The sequence below is a fragment of the Mycobacterium sp. TKK-01-0059 genome (assembly GCF_000709305.1).
GTDB lineage: Bacteria > Actinomycetota > Actinomycetes > Mycobacteriales > Mycobacteriaceae > Mycobacterium > Mycobacterium intracellulare.
On record NZ_KL446995.1, the window covers coordinates 430,510 to 448,122 of the forward strand.

Here is a 17,613-nt window from a genome sequence, read left to right on the forward strand (position 1 = left end):
AGGCTCACCCGTTACAACGAGCCGGGTTGCGACGGTTGGAAGGTTCCGGACTGCATGAGGCGCCAGCGGCGGGCAGCGGCGATGCCGCGCCGAGTATGGCGTAGGCCGCGGCGGCGCTTGCCGCGGAGAAGACGCTGTAGCTAAGCGGTGACTCGATACCGAGGGATACGGCCATCGCGGTCCCAAATATGGTGAGCACCAGGCAGGTCGCCGCCCCGACGAGTTTCGGCCACCAGCCGGCCAGGAGCAGGACCGCCAGGCTCCCTTCGGTGGCGGTGGCGGCCCACACGATGACGGTCAACGACCATCCAGAAGCAAACGGCACAAGCTGGTGGGCATAGTCGGCGAAGCGATCCATACTCCCCCAGCTACCCTGCCCAAACGGTTCCCACCACCCGAATCGGTCCGCGACGGCGGACAGAAAGGCCGCCGCGAGTGAAACGCGCAGTGCCATCCGGACAACTCGGATCGGATCAGGCGTGCGCATGGCTCGCGTTGTCGTCCGTGGTGAGCGGTCCGTCTCCGGTGTCCAGCAGGAACACCGCCAGCAATTCGGCGGGTTCGGTGGCGCTGGCATTTTCACTGACGGTGTGGTGCGCGCCGGGCGCTTCACTCCATGTCTCGCCGACGTGATAGACGCGTGCCGGCTCACCTTCGACCTGACTGCGGATCGCCCCCGAGATCACGTACGCCATGATGAACGCCGATTTCGCGTGGTGGTGGGCACGGCTCTTGGCTCCAGGGGGATAGCTGACGCTCACTGCCTCAAGCGATTTGCCCGGCACATTGGTGGGTTGATTGAAAACCGGGCGGACCACCGGTTCTTGCTCCGAATTCTCTGGCGCCGGCTCGGCGTGCGCGGCAGGCGCGAGCATCACCGCAACGGTCAGTGCGGCGAGCGATTTTAGGGCCATTTTGGCCGCCTTCCCTTTTCAGTCCTCGACGACCCGCAGGATCGTCTTGCCGGGGATGCGCTTGCCGGGAGCGAACGCGGTGGCGGCGTCGGCGAGCGGCAGGACCGCGCCCACGACCGGCTTGAGGCGTCCGTCCCGCACTCGCGCGGCGAGGTCGGCGAGCTGGGCGCGGTCGGCTTCGACAAGGAAGAAAACTGCCCGTCCGTCGTGCGGCTGGGTCTTCGGCGGCTCGGCGATGGTGACGAGGGTCCCGCCTGCCCGCACCAGCGCGGCCGATCGGGCGAGGACCTCCCCGCCGATCACGTCAAACACCACATCGACTTCGCCTGCGTCCTCGAGCTTTTCGGTCTCCAAGTCGAGGAAGGCGTGCACGCCGAGCTCCTCCGCCCGGTCGCGGTCTGCGGTTCGGCCGGTGCCGATGACGCGCGCACCGACCTCGCGGGCGAGCTGCACCGCGATCGACCCGACCCCACCCGCGGCGCCATGGATCAGAACCGTTTGCCCCGCGGCGAGGCGGCCGTGGTCGAATAGGCCCTGCCAGGCGGCCAATCCAGAGATCGGCAGCGCCGCGGCCACGGTGTGGTCGATGTCCATCGGCAGCGGTGCGAGATTCCGGGCTTCCACCGCGGCGTACTCCGCCAGCGAGCCGTTGCGGGCCCAGTCGGCGAGTCCGAACACCCGCTGGCCGACGGTCAAAAGTGTGGTGCCGTAACCCAACTCAACCACGACGCCCGACAGTTCGTGGCCGGGCACGCTCGGTGTCCGGTCGTGACCCGAGCGGTCGATCCACGTGTGCGGCCAGTCAAGCTCGCCGGGTGTGAAACCGGCGGCGTGTACCCTCACGACGACGTCGTTGTCGGCCGCCTGGGGGTAGGGCAGGTCCGTCAGCGACAGGCCGGCGACACCGGCGTCACGATCTGAAACAGTGATGGCTCGCATTACAGGTCCTTCCTGGTATGGATGGTTGTCGTCGGGTCGGTCGCGGGCTGCGGTTGTACGCTGACGAGCTCGAGGCCGAGATCACGGACCCGGTCGAGAAGTCCGTAAAGCTGTGACTGGTCGTGGATTTCACCGGTGAACACGGTTTCGGTCGCACCGGCCTCGAGGCGCATCCCTTCTAATGCGGACCCGAGCCGCTCGGTCACGCGGCCTCGAATGCAGATCTGGTACATCGTCGACTGCACTTGCCCTCCGCTCGCCGGCTGTCGAGTCAGCATTCACCGGAGCGGGGTGAGTCGTCATCACCCGGCGAGCCAATTCACCCGGGTGAGCGCGAACGGGTTCACATCGTGATGCGTGCCCCGCCGTCATCCGGCGGGCGCGGCGTCACGGTGATGGTGATCGTGGACCGGCTTTGGGGCGGAGCGCCGCGGATGCCGCGCATCGCCATACTCGCCAAAGCCATTTCGTTGAGCATGTTCTCCGGATTCGTCGCCAGGACGGTCGGGGGGATGGTGCCGGTGAGGGAGTTCGGCCATGTCACGGCCACGGCCCTGATCGTCGGCGTGGCTGCGGCCCAGCCCGGCGGCACCGACAGCGCGCCGATTGAGGAGGCTCGGCCCACCCCCGCCGACAGCACGGGCGCCGCACCGCTGCCCGCCCTATCCGCCGAACCCAATGACGCTACTGCGCTCGCTCCCGGACCTCCCGAAAGCGCCCCCAAACGTTCCAATACGGCGTCCATCTTGCTGGCACCGTCCGGGTCGTAGTGCGCCGCGTAGCCCAAGCCCGCATACGACCCGGCCGTCCCCGTGGACGTGATGGCTGTCGCCGCCGATGAGACGGCCAGGTTCACCGGGCTCAGTAAGCTCAGCAATTCCAAGAACGAGGGAAGTCCTGCCGCGGCCGGTAAAGGAAGCGCAAGTCCCTGAAGCGCATCGGGTACCGCGGAGAGCACCTGCGAGCCCGCCGACAGGATGGCCTGGGTGGCCGTGCCGGCTGTCGTGGTGCCGGCGTGGGCAGCCGCGGCGCCCTGTTCCGCCACCCCTGCCGGATCGGTGGTGGGAGGGGGCGAGGTGAACGGCGGTAACGCCGAAGCCGCAGCGGATGCGCCCGCATACCCGTACATCGCCCCGGCGTCTTGACCCCACATTTCGCCGTACTCGGCTTCGGTGGCCGCGATCGCCGGGGTGTTTTGACCCAAGATGTTCGTCGCAATCAGCGACATCAGCTGCGCACGGTTGGCCGCGACCACCGGTGGAGGCACCGTCATCGCGAAAGCGGCCTCGTAGGCGGCCGCGGCGACCCTGGCCTCGGCAGCGACCTGCTCGCACAGGACCGCCGTCGTCGTCAGCCAGGAGACGTAGGGTGCGGCGGCGGCCGCCATCGCCACCGACGCGGCGCCCAGCCATGCTGCGCTGGACAGGTCCGAGATCACCGACCCATAGGAACCGGCTGCGGAATACAAGTCGGCGGCCAGCCCGTCCCAGGCCGCCGAGGCAGCCAGCATCGACCCGCAGCCGGGACCGGAATACATTCGGCCGGAATTGATCTCCGGTGGCAGCGCCCCGAAATCCATCTTCGAAAACCCCAGGTTCCTCTGGCTATCCGGTCGCCTCGCGGATGTAGCGGCCGATCTGACGCAACGAGCGGATGGCTTCGGGGATCATCGGCGCGGCGAGCTGGAACACGTGGATTTGGCCCGGCCATACCTGCACGTCGACCGGCACCCCGGCGGTGGCCAGTCGTTGAGCCGCTAGCTGCGCGTCGTGGAGCAACACCTCGCAACCGGACACATGGATCAGCATGGGCGGCAGGCCGGGTCGGATGTGGTCGAGCGGCTCGTAGAGCGCGTCGGAATGCCCGCTGGCGGCGGTGCGCCCTGCGGCGCGAGTGATCAAGGCGTGGAAGGCGTCGAACGCCCTGGGCGGAAACATCGCGTCCGAGCCGACGTTGGGATGAGCCGTTTTGGGTTGCGTGGCCAGTTGCAGCAGCGGTGACATGGCCGCCATCGCTGCCGGCTGCTCACCGCAGTCGAGCAGGCGTTGGGCCAGCGCTAGTGCCAGATAGCCGCCGGCCGAATCGCCGGCCAACACGATCTGGTCGGGCTGGTAACCCTGTCGTCGCAACCAGCGATACCCGTCGTAGCAGTCGTCGATCGCCTCGCCGATGGCATGTTTGGGAATCTTGCGGTAGTTGGGCACCAGTACGGCGCTGTCGGCGAAGCCGGACAGCATGCTGACCAGCCGACCGTGCGAGTGGGCGCCGCAGGTGAGGAAGGCTCCGCCGTGCAGGTACAGGACGGCCCGGTGGGAGCCGTCGGCCGGTAGCACTCCGGCGGCGCGGACTAGCTGCGCGGTGCAGTGCGCCAGCCCGACGTCCGTGCGCACCGTGCCCGGTGGTGGGGTGATGGCGCGAGCGGCGATCTCAACGGCGCCCCATGGCCAGGGCGCCGAGGGGAGGCGGCTGCCCACGCTCAGTGCGGGCCGGATCGTCAGTCGGGCACTAAGCGAGGCAATGCGCCCAGCCACGCTCGGACCGTCCTGGATCACGTCGACGACGGCATCCGCGCGGAACGGGGACCGTCGGGGTTTACGTCCCCTGGGTGCTCCTAGACCGGGGCGCGGTGAGCCGGGTACGGCGGCCGGTGCGGTCATGTCAACGCTTCCGCGCTCGGGTAATCGGTTGCCGCACGCCCCCAACCGATTCCACGTGGCGATTGCGCCGCGAGCGGCGTGGGACTCGTCGTGTCGGCTCTGGGGTGAGGACCAGGCGCGCATGCCCGGCACAAGCGCGTACGCTGCCGGTCAGCGAATCTGGGTGAGTCGCTTGGGAGTTGGCGCGCGTCTCCGCAGGACGGGCACTGTTGCCCGCCGGCGGTAGCCGCCTGCCGATCACGGCGCTGCCAAACAGCCGCACGTCCCCGGACAATCGCTTGGTGCCGTCGCCTGCTGCCGTAGGTGATCAGCCCCGCCGCGGCCGAGGACCCCGCCCAGATGCCGGCGGTGACGCCGAAATCGGTGAGTCGACCATTGACCAACGTGAGAAGCGCGTAATCACCGGCCACCACAGCCACCAACACGGAGGCAACGCGTACCCGGGTCATCATGACAATCCCTCGGACCCGATCGGGCGCACAGCGAAGACGCTGCGCAGGTATCCGGTGGAACGCCCGCAGGTCGCACACACCGGGCGGGTGCCGCAGCGCGACGCCATCTCGCGTTTGTCGCCCACATAGGTCGCCATCGCCCATCGCACCGTGACCAGGCAGTGTTGACAGAGCGTTTCGACGAGGTCACCGTCCGGGCTGAGCCCCATTTGGTCGCATCCGTCGATGGCGTGTATCTCGGCGACCGCCACCGCCGGCGCACCGCATGTGGTGCCGGTCGCCAGCCCCTGGGCACTGCAGATGGGCTGCAGCGCGTGAAGCTGGTCCTCGATCGCCGGGATGGCGGCCGTCCCGGCGTCTGCGTTCCGGCGCGCCCAATGCCGGGCGGATGCGGCGGCGTCCCGCAATCGATGCAGCAGCCATGGTGTTCGCGTGGCGCCGGAGCCGTATTCGGCAGGCGATCGTTGAAATTGGCGAGGCTTCATGTGTTTTCTCCACTTCGTGGCGGTGGCAGTTCCACGGCGATCGACGCAGCGAGGTTGTCCACCTTCACCGCGACCCGTTGCTCGCTCATGCGGCCCGAACGCCGATCCCCGCACCGTGGTGGGCTCCACGTACCGTCCGCTCGCCAGTTGTTAAGTCAGCATTAATCGACGTGGGATGAGTGGTCATCGCCCGGCGAACTGATTCACCCGGGTGATTTGCCTGGTATTGCGAGTGTCACGAGCTGTCAGTGAACGTCGCTAAGGTTGCGTATTCGCGACGTCATCCCCCGCACGTGGGTGAGCCACCCATTTGCCCAGAGGATGCGCGGTGCGATCGAAGAGGCGGTCAGCGGCTCATCGCGTTGCCGCAGCGGGGTGGGGCGCCCGCGGCGCACCCCCGGCTTTGGCGACCCGGAACTTGGCGAGCAGCGGCCGAGCGACGCGGCGCTTCCTGATGATGACTGCGGGCCAATGCTTTTCGGCCGACAAGCGCAAGGCTGCTACGCGATGCCGTAATCGTTGATCTTGCGGTAGATGGTCGCACGTGACATTCCCAGGGCGCGTGCGGCCTCTTGTTTGTTGCCGCCGCTGTCCTGAAGGCTGCGGACAATCGCATCGCGCTCCAGAGCCTCCATCCGAGTCAGCTTGCGTCGTGTGACCGACCGGCACTCCGGCGGCAACTTGTCGACGCCGATAATGCCGGATCGTTGGCGGGCAACGGTGTCGGTCAGGACCCGGCGCAGCTGCGAGACGTTGCCCGGCCACGGCAACCTGCTCAGCTGCCGCATCGCCTCGGGCGCCAGCGTCACATCGGCGCCCCGGGTGATCTCGCGCAGCAGCAGCGGCACGAGTTCCTCGAGGTCGTCAATCCTGTGTCGCAACGCGGGCACGGTGACGGTATGGGTGAACAGCGGCAGTAACTGTTTGATCGGTGCAGCAGCAACCGCGGAACTTGTGGTCGCCGCGATCCACCCGCGACCTGCGCGCGCGGCCAGCATCGGCCCGATCGCTTCGAGTATGTCCTCGTCGATGTCATCCACGTCGGCGATCACCACCGCGAAGTCGTCATCGGCGGCCAGCGTCGCCAGCTCCGCGACGAAAGATGCCGCGCTCCCGAAGGTTTCGGTGCGCATCACGCGAATCGTTCGGTCCGGCTTCACATGCTGCCCCACCGCCTGCGCCAGCTTTGCCCGGCCGGATCCCTTCTCCCCCTCGATCATCACCCATTCTCGGTCGCGGCAGCACTGCCGGACCTGCTGGCAGCAATGCAGCCAGGCGCTATTGCGACCGGCCAAGCCGGGGATGTACGTGGGCGCCAAGCGGTCCGTTCGACGCGATTGCGAGCCGGTCTCGCCGGAAAGGTCAACGCGGAAAACGACGTTGAGGCGGCCGGCGCGTGTCGTCGACCGGTCGGCGGCGGTGATTTTGGCGATGTGTCCCCTCGGCAGCACAACCAGCGCCGCGCCCGACAGGGTGGAGGTGAGCAGATCCGAGGCGTGTTCAAGCAGCGCGGTCTGCTCGTTCCCGTCGAGCGTCCGACGCAGGTAGGGGTTCATCAACACCACATCGCCACCGATCGCCAACACGCCGGCCGAACATCGCCGTGCCTGCCGCAGATAGGCTTCCAGAAGCGCCGTCTCGCTCTCATTGGCCACCACGCGCAAGCGATCCTCGATGTGGCGACTGGCGCTGGTAGCCAGGGCGAGCAGCAGTGGATCGGATCGGTCGGCGAGACAGCTCAGATTGACGGCCCCGATGAGTCTGCCCGTTATCGGATCACGGATCGGTGACCCCGCGCACGCAAAACCGGTGAACATAGCCACGTAGTGCTCGCTGCCACCGATGAATGTGGGCTGTCCGGTTTCCAGGGCCGTGCCGATCCCGTTGGTGCCCGCCACCTCTTCAGCCAAGCTATAGCCCGGTGCGAGGCTCACCGTGTCCAATGCGTCGAGGATGGGCACTGCCGCAGCGGTCCGATCGACGACCACACCGTCAGCCGATGTCAGGACGACGCTGACATCCTGCGCGGCCAGGTCAAAGGTGACCCGCTCCAGTACCGGCGCAGCCGCACGCACCAGGCGCGAACCCCTATTGGGTTCGCGCACAAAGGGCAGCTCGACCTGGTCGGGGTGGACTTGCAGGGCCCGGGACCGACGCCACGAATCGAGGACACCGGGGCGCAGAATGTCCTCATCGACTGAGCGAATCACGTCAAGGGACTCCACGGGCAGGAACGTTTCCTTGGCCTGCTCGAGTTCGGCCGTGCGGCGCGCCTGTGAACCCATCCCCAACTACCTCGACGCCGGGTCACCGTCGCGGACCGGCGGGCTGGCACCCGCCGACCGCGACCGGAGACTGGGTGTCCCTTCGCTGCAGACAGCAAACTTTATCGACTTCGGCGATTACCCTACGCGCGCGACGGGCGCGTTGCTCGGACGAACCGACACGCCCGTCCGAAGCCAAGCAGAAAGACCATGACGGACCGTCCGCCGTCGTCTCACTTTGAGACACCGATTCACCTCAGGTTGAGACGCTCGCCATCCGCGCGCAGCGATGTCATGAGTTGGCAGGAGCCGATACATCGATCCCGAGAGGAGAAATACGGTGAGCGGGCACAGCATGAGCGCGGATCACGAGAAAATCATGAGGTCCTTGGGGCTAGCGCCCACCGGCAAAAGGGGGCGTGCACCGGGTGTGAATGCTGAGCGCGTTGATTCAATCGAACGCGAAACACAGCAGGTGGGGCCGAAGAACATGCCTACACTGACTGCCAGCGCTAACGGTGGCGAGAACAGTGGATTACACAACTTGGACGTCTCCCGCCCGCCCACAACACGTCGGCGGGTTCGCGTGAGCGCCGCGAATGCGTCGGGGCAGCTGCGCACGCCGCCGATCCGTGGGCGGGCGGGCGAGCTGAGGGCGATCGACGCGCTGATCGCGGCGCTCGCTCAGGGGCGCGGGGGCGTACTGGTCATCGAGGGGCCACCGGGCATCGGCAAGAGCCGCTTGTTGACCGAGGTCTTGGCGCGCGCCGAGAAGGCAGCCTTCCGCGCACTCTTCGGCGAGGCCTTCGAGTACCAGCAGACGGTGCCGTTTTTCCCGCTGTTCATGGCGACCCTGCGCGCGGATCCCCCCGTCGGGGATGCGGAGGCTCTGCGCCGCCTGGGTGCATCGGCCGATCTCAGCTACTGGGTGGTACGCGATCTACAAGCGGCCATCCATGCCACCGCGTCCCGAACGCCCCTGGCGATCCTCATCGAGGACATCCATTGGGCCGACAACGCCACCCTGCTGGCGCTGCGCTCGCTGGCCGCGACGCGACCCGACGCCCCGGTGCTGTGGGTCCTTACCGCAAGAACCGGCGCCGGCGGGCCGGCCGTTCGCGAGACGCTGACCGCGCTGGAACGCGAGGATGCCACCTTTCTGCGGTTGACGGCCATAACACCGAGCGCGGTCGCAGACATCGTGCAAGACGCTGTGCGAGCCAGCGCCGATGCGTCGCTGCTGAATCTGGCCGACAAGGCGCACGGTAACCCCTTCCTGCTGACGGAGCTGCTGCGCGGACTGGACGAGGAGGGCCGGCTCGACGTCAGCGACGGCCGCGCGGTCGCCACCGGAGATTCGTTGCCGCGACGGCTCAGCCACACCATGCAGCAACGACTCGATCAACTCTCCCCCGCCGCCAGCCAAGTCGTGCGGGTCGCCGCAGTACTGCCTGACCGATTCTCGGCCCGGCTGCTCGCCGCCATGCTGGAACGCCGTCCGGCCGCCCTGGTATCGGCGGTCGAAGAAGCGGTCCGCTCCGACCTGCTCATCGAAGACGGCGATCAGATGAGGTTCCGTCATGATCTGCTGCGCGAAGCGACGCGGCAATCGTTGCCCCGGTCGCTGCGCCGAGCGATGGAGCGGCAATCGGCGAGCGTCATGCTGGACATGGGCGCCGCGCCGCAGGAGGTCGCGACTCAGCTCGCCCGCAGCGCGGAGGTGGGCGATCAGGCCGCGATCGCCGCACTCCGTGACGCCGCTCAGTCGGTGGCCAATAGCGATCCGGGCGCCGCGTCGGATCTGAGCATGCGCGCTTTGGAACTCCAGGCGCCCCAGGACCCAGGACGAGGGCCACTCGTAACGGAAACGATCGTGCTGCTCAATCGGGCCACCCGCTACGAGGAAGCGCAACGGTTGGCCGGCACCACCCTGTCTGGCGCGTTGCCGGCTGAAGAAGAGGCGAAGATCCGCCTCCGGCTCGCGACGGTAACGACGGATACCACGACGCGGCACATCGAAGAGAACCGCCGCGCACTCCAATTGCCCCACCTCACCGACCTCACCCGAGCACGACACCAGGCGTGGCTGGCGTACAACCTGGCGATGTACGGCCTACACGGACAGGACAGCGCGGCGGCCGACGAGGCGGCCGCCGCCGCAGCATCCACCGGCGATCTCGAATCGAGGATGCTGTCCGGAATCGCACTTGCCTGCCTCGACTGCACGAACGGCTACGCGGGCCGCGCACTGCACCGCGTCGAGGAACTTCAAGCCCTGCCTCCTACGGGCGACGTGACCGCCCGCCACCTCGCGGCAATCCACCTGGCAAACCTGCTTGCCGTGGTGGGACGGTTGGACGACGCCGCGGCGCTGGTCGCTGACCGCGCGGAGAAATCCCGACAGGAACGCGACGCTATGGGGCTGCACATCTGGGCACTAACGGCCGGGGGGGTTGAGCTGGCCGCGGGCCGGTTGTCGGCTGCCCGCACCATCCTCGAGCGGCTGCCCACGCCGGAGCGACCCGGGTCGACCTACGTAGACGCGAGGCGCATGGCCATCCTGGCAGAGGTGGCGGCGCGCACCGATGACCGAACGTTGTTGATAGAGACGGCGAGTCAGGCGCGCGACGGTTACTCCAACGGTTCACCTGCCGTGCGTCGCGATGCGGCGGGCGTGCTGGGAATGGCAGCGTGGCAGCGCGACGACGTCCATGAGGCGTTGCGCTGGCTCGGCGCCGACATCTCGCTCTTCGTGACTCCGTTCTTGCCGACCGTCTTGGATCAGCTGACCTTGACCGCGCGGGTAGCGTCGGCCGCCGGTGACGCCGGTCTGCGAGCGCGTCTCCTGGACGCAGTTGACGTGCTCGAACGCGAGCGGCCCGGCGTTGGGTTGTTTTCCACAGTCGCGCAGCACACCCGCGGGGTCCTCGAGCGTGATGCCGATGCGTTGGTGGCGGTGGCGAGTGCGCTGCACTCGTCGTCGCGGCCGCTTCTGTACGCAAGCGCCGCCGAGGACGCCGGCGGCGAGCTGAGCCGCGCGCAGCGCAACGCCGAGGCGCTCGACGAGCTGAACGGGGCATTCGACGCCTACATCGCGTGTGAAGCGATTGCCGATGCGCGCCGGGTCGGCCGCGCGCTACGCCGATTGGGCGTGGAGCGGCGGATCGTCAGCCCGCGGGCGAAAACGGGTTGGGGCAGCCTCACCGACTCCGAACTCACGGTCGTCAACCTCATCGCACAGGGCGCGACCAACCGCGATGTCGCTACCGAGCTGCACCTCTCCCCCCACACGGTGAAGACCCACGTCCACAACGCATTTGCCAAGCTCGGCGTCAGTTCCCGCGCCCAATTGGCGCAGCTCATGCGCGGCACTGATTGATCGGCAGCTAATCGGATAGATGGCGTGCGCGGCCTACAATAACGTGCACTCCAATGGCAGTCCGGTAAACGGTAGATAGGACACACACCCGATGGGGCCTTCCACCGGCCTATTCGATGTCGGCGGCCCGGGGCTGGTCACTCCGCCGCTTCGAGGGCGGGCAGACGAGCTGAAAATGATCGGCGCACTGGTTACCGCGCTGGCGCGGGGACGCGGGGGCGTGCTGGTCATCGAGGGCCCACCCGGCATCGGGAAGAGTCGGTTGCTCACCGAAGTGTTGGCGCTGGCCGACAACAGCGGGGTGCGCACCTTGTTCGGTGAGGCGTTCGAGTACCAGCAGACGGTGCCGTTTTTCTCGTTGTTCATGGCCACGCTCAACGCCGATCCCCCGGTGGGCGACGCCGAGGCCTTGCGCCGGCTGGGCGGATCGGCCGACTTGCGCTACTGGGTGGTGCACGATTTGGCCGACGCGATTCACGCCGCGGCCGCGCAGACCCCGCTGGTGATTGTGTTGGAGGACATTCACTGGGCCGATAACGGCACCCTGCTGGCGCTGCGTTCGCTGGCCACCGCGCGACCGGATGCGCCGGTGCTGTGGGTGTTGACCGCCCGCACCGGGGCCGGCGGGTCGGCGATGCAGGAGACCTTGGCAGTCTTGCAACGCGCGAATGCCACATTCTTGCGATTGGCGGCCATGACGCCGGACGCGGTGGCCGACATGGTCCAAGACGCGGTGCGGGCGAGAGCGGATGCGTCGCTGCTCGGTCTGGCCGCCAAGGCGCATGGGAACCCGTTTCTGGTCAGCGAGCTCGTCGCCGGCCTGGGTGAGGAGGACCGGCTCACCCTCACCGCCGGGCGCGTGGCGGCCACCGGAGATGCGCTGCCGCGGCGGTTGGGCGTCGGTATGCAGCAGCGGCTGGACGTGCTCTCCGATAGTGCGTCGGAGGTGGTGCGGGTCGCGGCGGTGCTGCCGGACCGGTTCTCGGCCGGGCTGCTGGCCGCGATGCTGGACCGCCAGCCGGTCTCGTTGATGTCGGCGCTTCAGGAGGCGGTGCGCGCTGATCTTTTCGTCGACGATGGCGAGCAGTTGAGATTTCGGCACGACCTGCTGCGGGAGGCCACCCGCCAATGCTTGCCGCAGTCGCTGCGGCGGGCGATGGAGCGCCAATCGGCGTCGGTCATGCTGAGTATCGGCGCGGCGCCGACCGAGGTGGCCACCCAGCTGGCACGCAGCGCCGAGCCGGGCGACCGCGAGGCGATCGAGGCGCTACGGCAGGCCGCTCAATCGGTTGGGCGCGGCGATGCGGGTGGGGCCGCGGACTTGAGCAAGCGCGCGCTGGAGCTGTTGCCCGCCGACGACGCCCAGCATGGATCCCTGGTCGCCGAAACGGTGGAGTGGCTCAACCGGGCCGGCCGCCACGGCGAGGCCGAGGAATTGGCCGTCAGGGCGCTCTCGCAGGCGGTCTCGCCCGAAGTCGAGGCCGAGATTCGCCTCCGGCTCCCCGCGCACACCAAGCACAGCACCCAGCAACGGGCCGAGGAGAATCGCCGAGCGCTCGAGTTGAGCGACATCAGCGAGGTCACCCGGGCGCGGCATCTGGCGTGGCTGGCTTACAACCTGGTGTTGCAGGACAAAAGCGGGCAACGGCTCACAGCGGCCGACGAGGCTGCCGCCGCCGCGGCGGCCACCGGTGATCTCGAGGCCAGGATCATCGCTGAGGTCACGATGGCATTGCTCGACGTTGGTGAGGGGCAACGGGTCCGCGCCCTAGGCCGCCTCGAACAGCTTTGTTCGCTCGGCTCCACGGATGATGCGGGGTCAGCTCATGGCTATGCCGCGATGCACTACGCGATCCTGCTGGCGGTGGTCGGCCGGTTGGACGACGCGGCGCGCCAGATCGCCGACGGCATCGGGCAGGCCAGCCGGGAAGGCAACGCGATGGCCCTCAATATGTGGACCGTCATCGGCGGGATCGTTCACCTCGCCGCGGGCAGGTTGTCGGCCGCCCGCGACGCGGCTGAGCCGCTGCCGTCCCCCCAGCCGACGGGCGCCAGCGAACCGGACATACTCCGCACCGTAATCCTGGCCAAGGTGGCGGTCCACACCGATGACCGAAATGTGTTGCAACAGATGGCAAATGATGCACACGACGCCTACTCCACCGGTTCACCTGCCATCCGTCGAGGAGCCGCGTATGTGCTCGCGCTGGCGGCGTGGCAGCGCGACGACTTTCACGAAGCGGTGCGGTGGCTCGGCGGCGACATCGCCCTTCTCGGCACACCAATGCAGTCCTACGCCTTGGACCGGCTGATCTTGAGTGCGCGGGTGGCCTCCGCCGCCGGTGATGCCGGCCTGCGCGCGCGGGTCCTGCAGGCCGCCGAGCTACTCGAGTGCGAGCACCCCGCGGTGCCGCTGCTGGCAGGTGTGGCCGGATATGCCCGCGGGATATTCGAGCGTGACGCCGCGGCATTGGTGAGTGCCGCGGACGTGCTTCGTGCGTCGTCACGGCCGCTTCTGTACGCCAGCGCCGCCGAGGATGCCGGCGGCGAACTGGCTCGCGCACAGCGCAACGCCGAGGCGCTCGAACAGCTGCACGCCGCGTTCGACACCTACATCGAGTGCGGGGCGACCGCCGATGCCCGCCGGGTCGGTCGCGCGCTGCGCGGTTTGGGCGTGGAACGGCGCATCGTCACACACCCGCGGGCGAAAACGGGCCTGGACAGCCTCACCGACTCCGAACTCACCGTCGTCCATCTGATCGCCGAAGGCGCGACCAACCGCGCCGTCGCGCAGCAACTGCACCTCTCCCCTCACACGGTGAAAACGCATCTTCACAACGCCTTCGCCAAACTCGGGATCACGTCCCGCGCTCAACTGACGCAACTCATGCGCCGCCCGGATTGATCAATCCGTCAAAGATCAAGGCCATTAGGCATACACCGACCCGGCCCTAAACATCACCCGCCGGGCGATGGTGGCGCGGTACCCGCGGTGCCAACGTAGTGATTGCGCTTTGGATCGCCGCGACCCAACCAGGGCCCGGCGCCGGAGGCAAACGCGCAGAGGGTTGAGAAGACGATGATGAGCACACTGTTGGGAATGTTGATGATGATGCCGGTGGTCTTCGGCGTGGGTGGCTACGTGTTGGTGTCCCGACGGCCATGAGCACGGCGCAGACGATGGCGGGCCGCCAGCCCGCGCTCCCACGAAGTCCCGCGTTGAGACGCTCAGCCACCTCCTTTGAGAGGTGTCGGCATCCGGGCGCGGCGGTGCAGTGGGTTGCAGGAGTCGAGGCTTCGGTGAAAACAGGAGAAGTGCGGTGAGCGGGCACAGCATGAGCGCGGCTCATGAGACAACCATTGAGCCCTGGGCGGGACGGGGGTCCGCCAGCCCAAACGGGCACCGCCGGCATGCGCCTGCGGCATTTCCGGACGGCGCATCTGATTCAATAGAGTCGCCGCGGTTACCGAGCAGAACGAGCCCGGGCGGCCCCGCAAGGACAAGCTGGGATGCCGACAGGGCGGCCACCCAGGACGCGTCAACGCCGAGTTTCCCCGCCCGGCTGCGGGATTCGACGGATTCGCGGAGTGCGGACATGAGCGGCTCAGCAGGGCGCAGCGACAACGGCGTCGGACAAGCCGGTGCGCGCGCAGTCCTGCTCGCCACCAAGCTGCACGTCCCGGCCATGGGGGCGCAGCTCGTTCACCGGGCGGCCCTGCTGGACGCATTGTCGGCGGGGCGGACCCGCAAGCTGACCCTGTTGAGTGCCCCGGCGGGTTGGGGCAAGACGACATTGCTGGCGCAGTGGGCGATGGGTGGGGATGGGCGGTTCGCCTGGCTGTCGCTCGACTGCTCCGACAACGACCCGGTTTGGTTTTGGATGTACGTGATCGCCGCGCTGCAGAAAGTCAGTCCCGGGGTGGGGATTCGCGCGGTCGAACTCCTGGCGATGGGTGCCGACCCAGTGCAAGTCGTGCTGCCTACCCTGCTGAACGATCTGGACACGATCGCTAGCCCGGTCGTCCTCATTCTCGATGACTACCATCTGGTGGTAGGCCGAGCGATGCATGAGCAGCTTGCCTTCTTCATCAGCCGGATGCCGGCGAATCTTCACCTGGTGTTAGCCACCCGAGCCGATCCGGCGTTGCCGCTGGCTCGGCTGAGGGCCAGCGGCGAGCTCGCCGAGGTGCGAACGGACGACTTACGTTTCGGGCCGACCGAGGCGGACCATCTGCTGAACGATGTCCTCGGGCTGGGCTTAGCCCCGACGGATATTCAACTATTGCACCGCCGCACCGAAGGATGGGCTGCCGGCCTCTACCTTGCCGCCCTCTCGCTTGCCGGGCGTGCCGATACCCCAACGTTCATCAAGACGTTCGCAGGCGACAACCGTCATATCGTCGACTACTTGATGGCCGAGGTGCTCGACGGGCAGCCACCGAACCTGCGTAGCTTTTTGCTCCGCACGTCGGTCCTGGGACGACTCAGCGGTGCGCTGTGCGACGCGGTGCTGCAAACGTCTGGCTCGGCCGCGGTCCTGCAAAAGATCGAGCGCGAGAATCTGTTCGTGGTGCCACTGGACACGTCACGTCACTGGTATCGCTATCACCAGCTGTTCGGTGAGCTGCTGCGCACCGAGCTGCGCCGCACCGAGCCCGATCTCGTCGCCGATCTGCACCGGCGAGCCGCGACGTGGTTCGAGGCGGAGGGACTCATCGATGAGGCGGTGCGCCACCTGCTCGCCGCCGGCGACACCGCGCGCAGCGCTGACCTGATCGCCGCGGACTGGGCCGACGAATTCAACGGTGGCGGCCTGTCGACCATCTCCGGCTACCTGGATCTGCTTCCCGAGGAAACCGTCTTAGAGGATCCGCGCCTGAGCGTCGCCCGGGCGTGGATCGCCCTCAGCGTCGGTCAACTCGATGACGCCGCCGAGTGGATCGAGGCAGTCGAGGCCCGATCCGCGGCCGACACCGCGGATGGTCGCGCCATCAGCGCACAAGCCGTCGTGTTGCGCGCGGTTCACTCATTCAAGACGGCTGACGTTGCTGCCGCGCTCGAGGGGGCTCGCCGGGCGACCACCCTCGATTTCGGCGAAGCACCGCTGGGCAGATCGAGCGCCTATTGCATTTATGGTGCCGCGCTGTACTTTTCGGGCGATATCCCCGAGGCGCAAGCCGCCTTCCGGCGGGCCGTGCAGCTTGCCGAGAAGGTGGGCGATCGTCGCGCCCGTATTTACGCGTTGGGCTATCTGGCGCTGATCTCGGCCGAACGTGGTCAACTCGCGGACGCCGAGCGTCAGATCCGCGAGGCTTCGGGTAGCGCCCGAGACCTGGCGGATGCGGAACATCTGGTGGACGTGATGGTGTCGCTGGCCACGGCCGAACTCCTCGCCAAAAGCGGTGACGCCCCTGCGGCGGTGGCCGCCGCCGACATGGCCGTCATGTCGGCCCGCCAAAGTGGGGCGATCCTCGAGGTGGCCAAGGCGCAGTTGGTCAGAGCGGAGATCTCCGAGCGTCTCGGCGACCACCAGACCGCCAAGGCAAGCCTCGAAGAGGCCGCCACCCTGGTGCGTGGCTGTGCCGATGCTGGCATCGCTCCGACGCTGCTCGCCCCGGCCGAGCGCGATGCGGCAGTCGCGGTGAGTCCGCGCAACGAACGGTGCGTGGTCGCCGAGGAACTGACCCCCAAGGAGCTTGAGGTTCTTCGCCTGCTCGCCACCCGGCTATCGCGACGCGAGATCGGCGAGCGGCTCTACGTCTCGCTCAATACCGTGAAGACCCACCAGCGCGCCATTTACCGCAAGCTCGGCGTTGAGCACCGCGGCGCGGCGGTCAGCCGGGCGCGAGAACTCGGACTGTTTTAGCCCATCCGCCGGCACCGCACCAGATGTGCCCGGTCACGAATCACCTTGTCTGACAAAGCCTTTAATGAACCACGCCCAGCCGCCGCCATGAAACCGGAAAGGGACCAGGACATGCTTACTGCCGCTATCAGGCCCCAGGCCCGATTGGTGTCGTCGAAGACACCGAGGTTCCCGAGTCGTGGTTCGGTGGCGCAACCGCGCCCCACGGTTGAGCCGTCGAGCATCTCCGACGAGGACATGGCGTGGTTACTGGTCGACGCGGTGAATTCGTGTCTGACCGGCTATGAGCGCACGGTTGTCTTCGTCGAATTAGGCTGCGGCGAAGGGTATCTCGTGATCAAACGCATCCTCACCTCCCTCCTGGCAACCCGTACGGCGTTGCCGGTGGCGATACTCTCAAAGCTGACCGGATGGCTGAATGGCTACGCCGGCAGCCCAGAGGAGCCGCAGCTGCGCAGGATGCTGGCCATCATTCGCCTGCGGCAGTTCCAGGCGGTTTAGGAGCGCATGACCCGCCGGACCGGTCGTGCTCCATCAGTGGTGATCTTGGGTAGTGGTTCGGCGGATTCGTCACGTCGTTTATCACCCGGGTGAGGGACTCAGCTGGGCGAGGACAGTTCACCCGTTTGCGCGCCATGCTTTTGATGTCTACAGCT

12 protein-coding genes are annotated in these 17,613 nt (G+C 67.5%); 4 read left to right on the top strand and 8 right to left on the bottom strand.

The annotated features are described in order from the left end of the window. Positions 1–4: 4 nt before the first annotated feature. The 8 genes from K883_RS23850 to K883_RS23885 all read right to left on the bottom strand — a co-directional run bounded on the left by K883_RS23850 (position 5) and on the right by K883_RS23885 (position 7,732). A complete protein-coding gene (locus tag K883_RS23850; protein WP_051197744.1) occupies positions 5–487 on the bottom strand; it encodes a hypothetical protein in 483 nt (160 codons plus the stop codon). Next, complete coding sequence (locus tag K883_RS23855) at positions 474–914, bottom strand: cupin domain-containing protein (protein WP_020822917.1); 441 nt, start codon at positions 912–914, stop codon at positions 474–476. The genes K883_RS23850 and K883_RS23855 overlap by 14 nt, the downstream gene beginning before the upstream one ends. Positions 915–932: 18 nt before the next feature. Further along, the gene (locus K883_RS23860) at positions 933–1,853 is read right to left on the bottom strand and encodes an NADP-dependent oxidoreductase (protein ID WP_014385215.1); all 921 of its coding nucleotides are present in this window, start codon (positions 1,851–1,853) and stop codon (positions 933–935) included. After that, positions 1,853–2,098: a hypothetical protein gene (locus tag K883_RS23865; protein WP_020822918.1), complete on the bottom strand. Its 246-nt coding sequence runs from the start codon at positions 2,096–2,098 to the stop codon at positions 1,853–1,855. The genes K883_RS23860 and K883_RS23865 overlap by 1 nt, the downstream gene beginning before the upstream one ends. Positions 2,099–2,196: 98 nt before the next feature. Further along, on the bottom strand, positions 2,197–3,432 hold the full coding sequence (locus K883_RS23870) for a PPE family protein (RefSeq protein WP_020822919.1): 1,236 nt from the start codon (positions 3,430–3,432) through the stop codon (positions 2,197–2,199). 25 nt (positions 3,433–3,457) lie between these two features. Next, complete coding sequence (locus tag K883_RS23875) at positions 3,458–4,510, bottom strand: alpha/beta hydrolase fold domain-containing protein (protein WP_036456037.1); 1,053 nt, start codon at positions 4,508–4,510, stop codon at positions 3,458–3,460. Between the two features lie 448 nt (positions 4,511–4,958). After that, positions 4,959–5,447, bottom strand: coding sequence for a hypothetical protein (locus K883_RS23880; RefSeq protein ID WP_020822921.1), 489 nt, complete (start codon positions 5,445–5,447; stop codon positions 4,959–4,961). Between the two features lie 500 nt (positions 5,448–5,947). Then, positions 5,948–7,732, bottom strand: a complete 1,785-nt coding sequence (locus K883_RS23885) for a sigma-54-dependent Fis family transcriptional regulator (protein ID WP_020822922.1) — start codon at positions 7,730–7,732, stop codon at positions 5,948–5,950. Positions 7,733–8,297: 565 nt separating this feature from the next. Here K883_RS23885 and K883_RS23890 point away from each other — a divergent pair. From K883_RS23890 to K883_RS23905, 4 genes are all read left to right on the top strand, one after another. Next, positions 8,298–11,090 carry a helix-turn-helix transcriptional regulator gene (locus K883_RS23890; RefSeq protein WP_020822923.1) on the top strand — a complete coding sequence of 931 codons (2,793 nt, stop codon included), beginning with the start codon at positions 8,298–8,300 and terminating at the stop codon, positions 11,088–11,090. Positions 11,091–11,181: 91 nt separating this feature from the next. Beyond that, entirely contained in the window at positions 11,182–13,995 is a 2,814-nt protein-coding gene (locus K883_RS23895) for an ATP-binding protein (RefSeq protein WP_036456039.1), read from the top strand. A 691-nt stretch (positions 13,996–14,686) separates the two neighbouring features. Beyond that, positions 14,687–16,957 (top strand): LuxR C-terminal-related transcriptional regulator, encoded by a 2,271-nt coding sequence (locus K883_RS23900; RefSeq protein WP_020822926.1) that lies wholly within the window; start codon positions 14,687–14,689, stop codon positions 16,955–16,957. A gap of 186 nt (positions 16,958–17,143) precedes the next feature. Continuing rightward, positions 17,144–17,458, top strand: a complete 315-nt coding sequence (locus tag K883_RS23905) for a hypothetical protein (protein ID WP_020822927.1) — start codon at positions 17,144–17,146, stop codon at positions 17,456–17,458. Positions 17,459–17,613: the final 155 nt, after the last annotated feature.

Excerpts from the sequence above, each read along its gene's own strand:
- K883_RS23855 (WP_020822917.1), bottom strand. The coding sequence starts at position 914 with ATGGCCCTAAAATCGCTCGCCGCACTGACCGTTGCGGTGATGCTCGCG.
- K883_RS23895 (WP_036456039.1), top strand. The coding sequence starts at position 11,182 with ATGGGGCCTTCCACCGGCCTATTCGATGTCGGCGGCCCGGGGCTGGTC.
- K883_RS23900 (WP_020822926.1), top strand. The coding sequence starts at position 14,687 with ATGAGCGGCTCAGCAGGGCGCAGCGACAACGGCGTCGGACAAGCCGGT.
- K883_RS23870 (WP_020822919.1), bottom strand. The coding sequence starts at position 3,432 with ATGGATTTCGGGGCGCTGCCACCGGAGATCAATTCCGGCCGAATGTAT.
- K883_RS23875 (WP_036456037.1), bottom strand. The coding sequence starts at position 4,510 with ATGACCGCACCGGCCGCCGTACCCGGCTCACCGCGCCCCGGTCTAGGA.
- K883_RS23885 (WP_020822922.1), bottom strand. The coding sequence starts at position 7,732 with ATGGGTTCACAGGCGCGCCGCACGGCCGAACTCGAGCAGGCCAAGGAA.
- K883_RS23850 (WP_051197744.1), bottom strand. The coding sequence starts at position 487 with ATGCGCACGCCTGATCCGATCCGAGTTGTCCGGATGGCACTGCGCGTT.
- K883_RS23860 (WP_014385215.1), bottom strand. The coding sequence starts at position 1,853 with ATGCGAGCCATCACTGTTTCAGATCGTGACGCCGGTGTCGCCGGCCTG.
- K883_RS23880 (WP_020822921.1), bottom strand. The coding sequence starts at position 5,447 with ATGAAGCCTCGCCAATTTCAACGATCGCCTGCCGAATACGGCTCCGGC.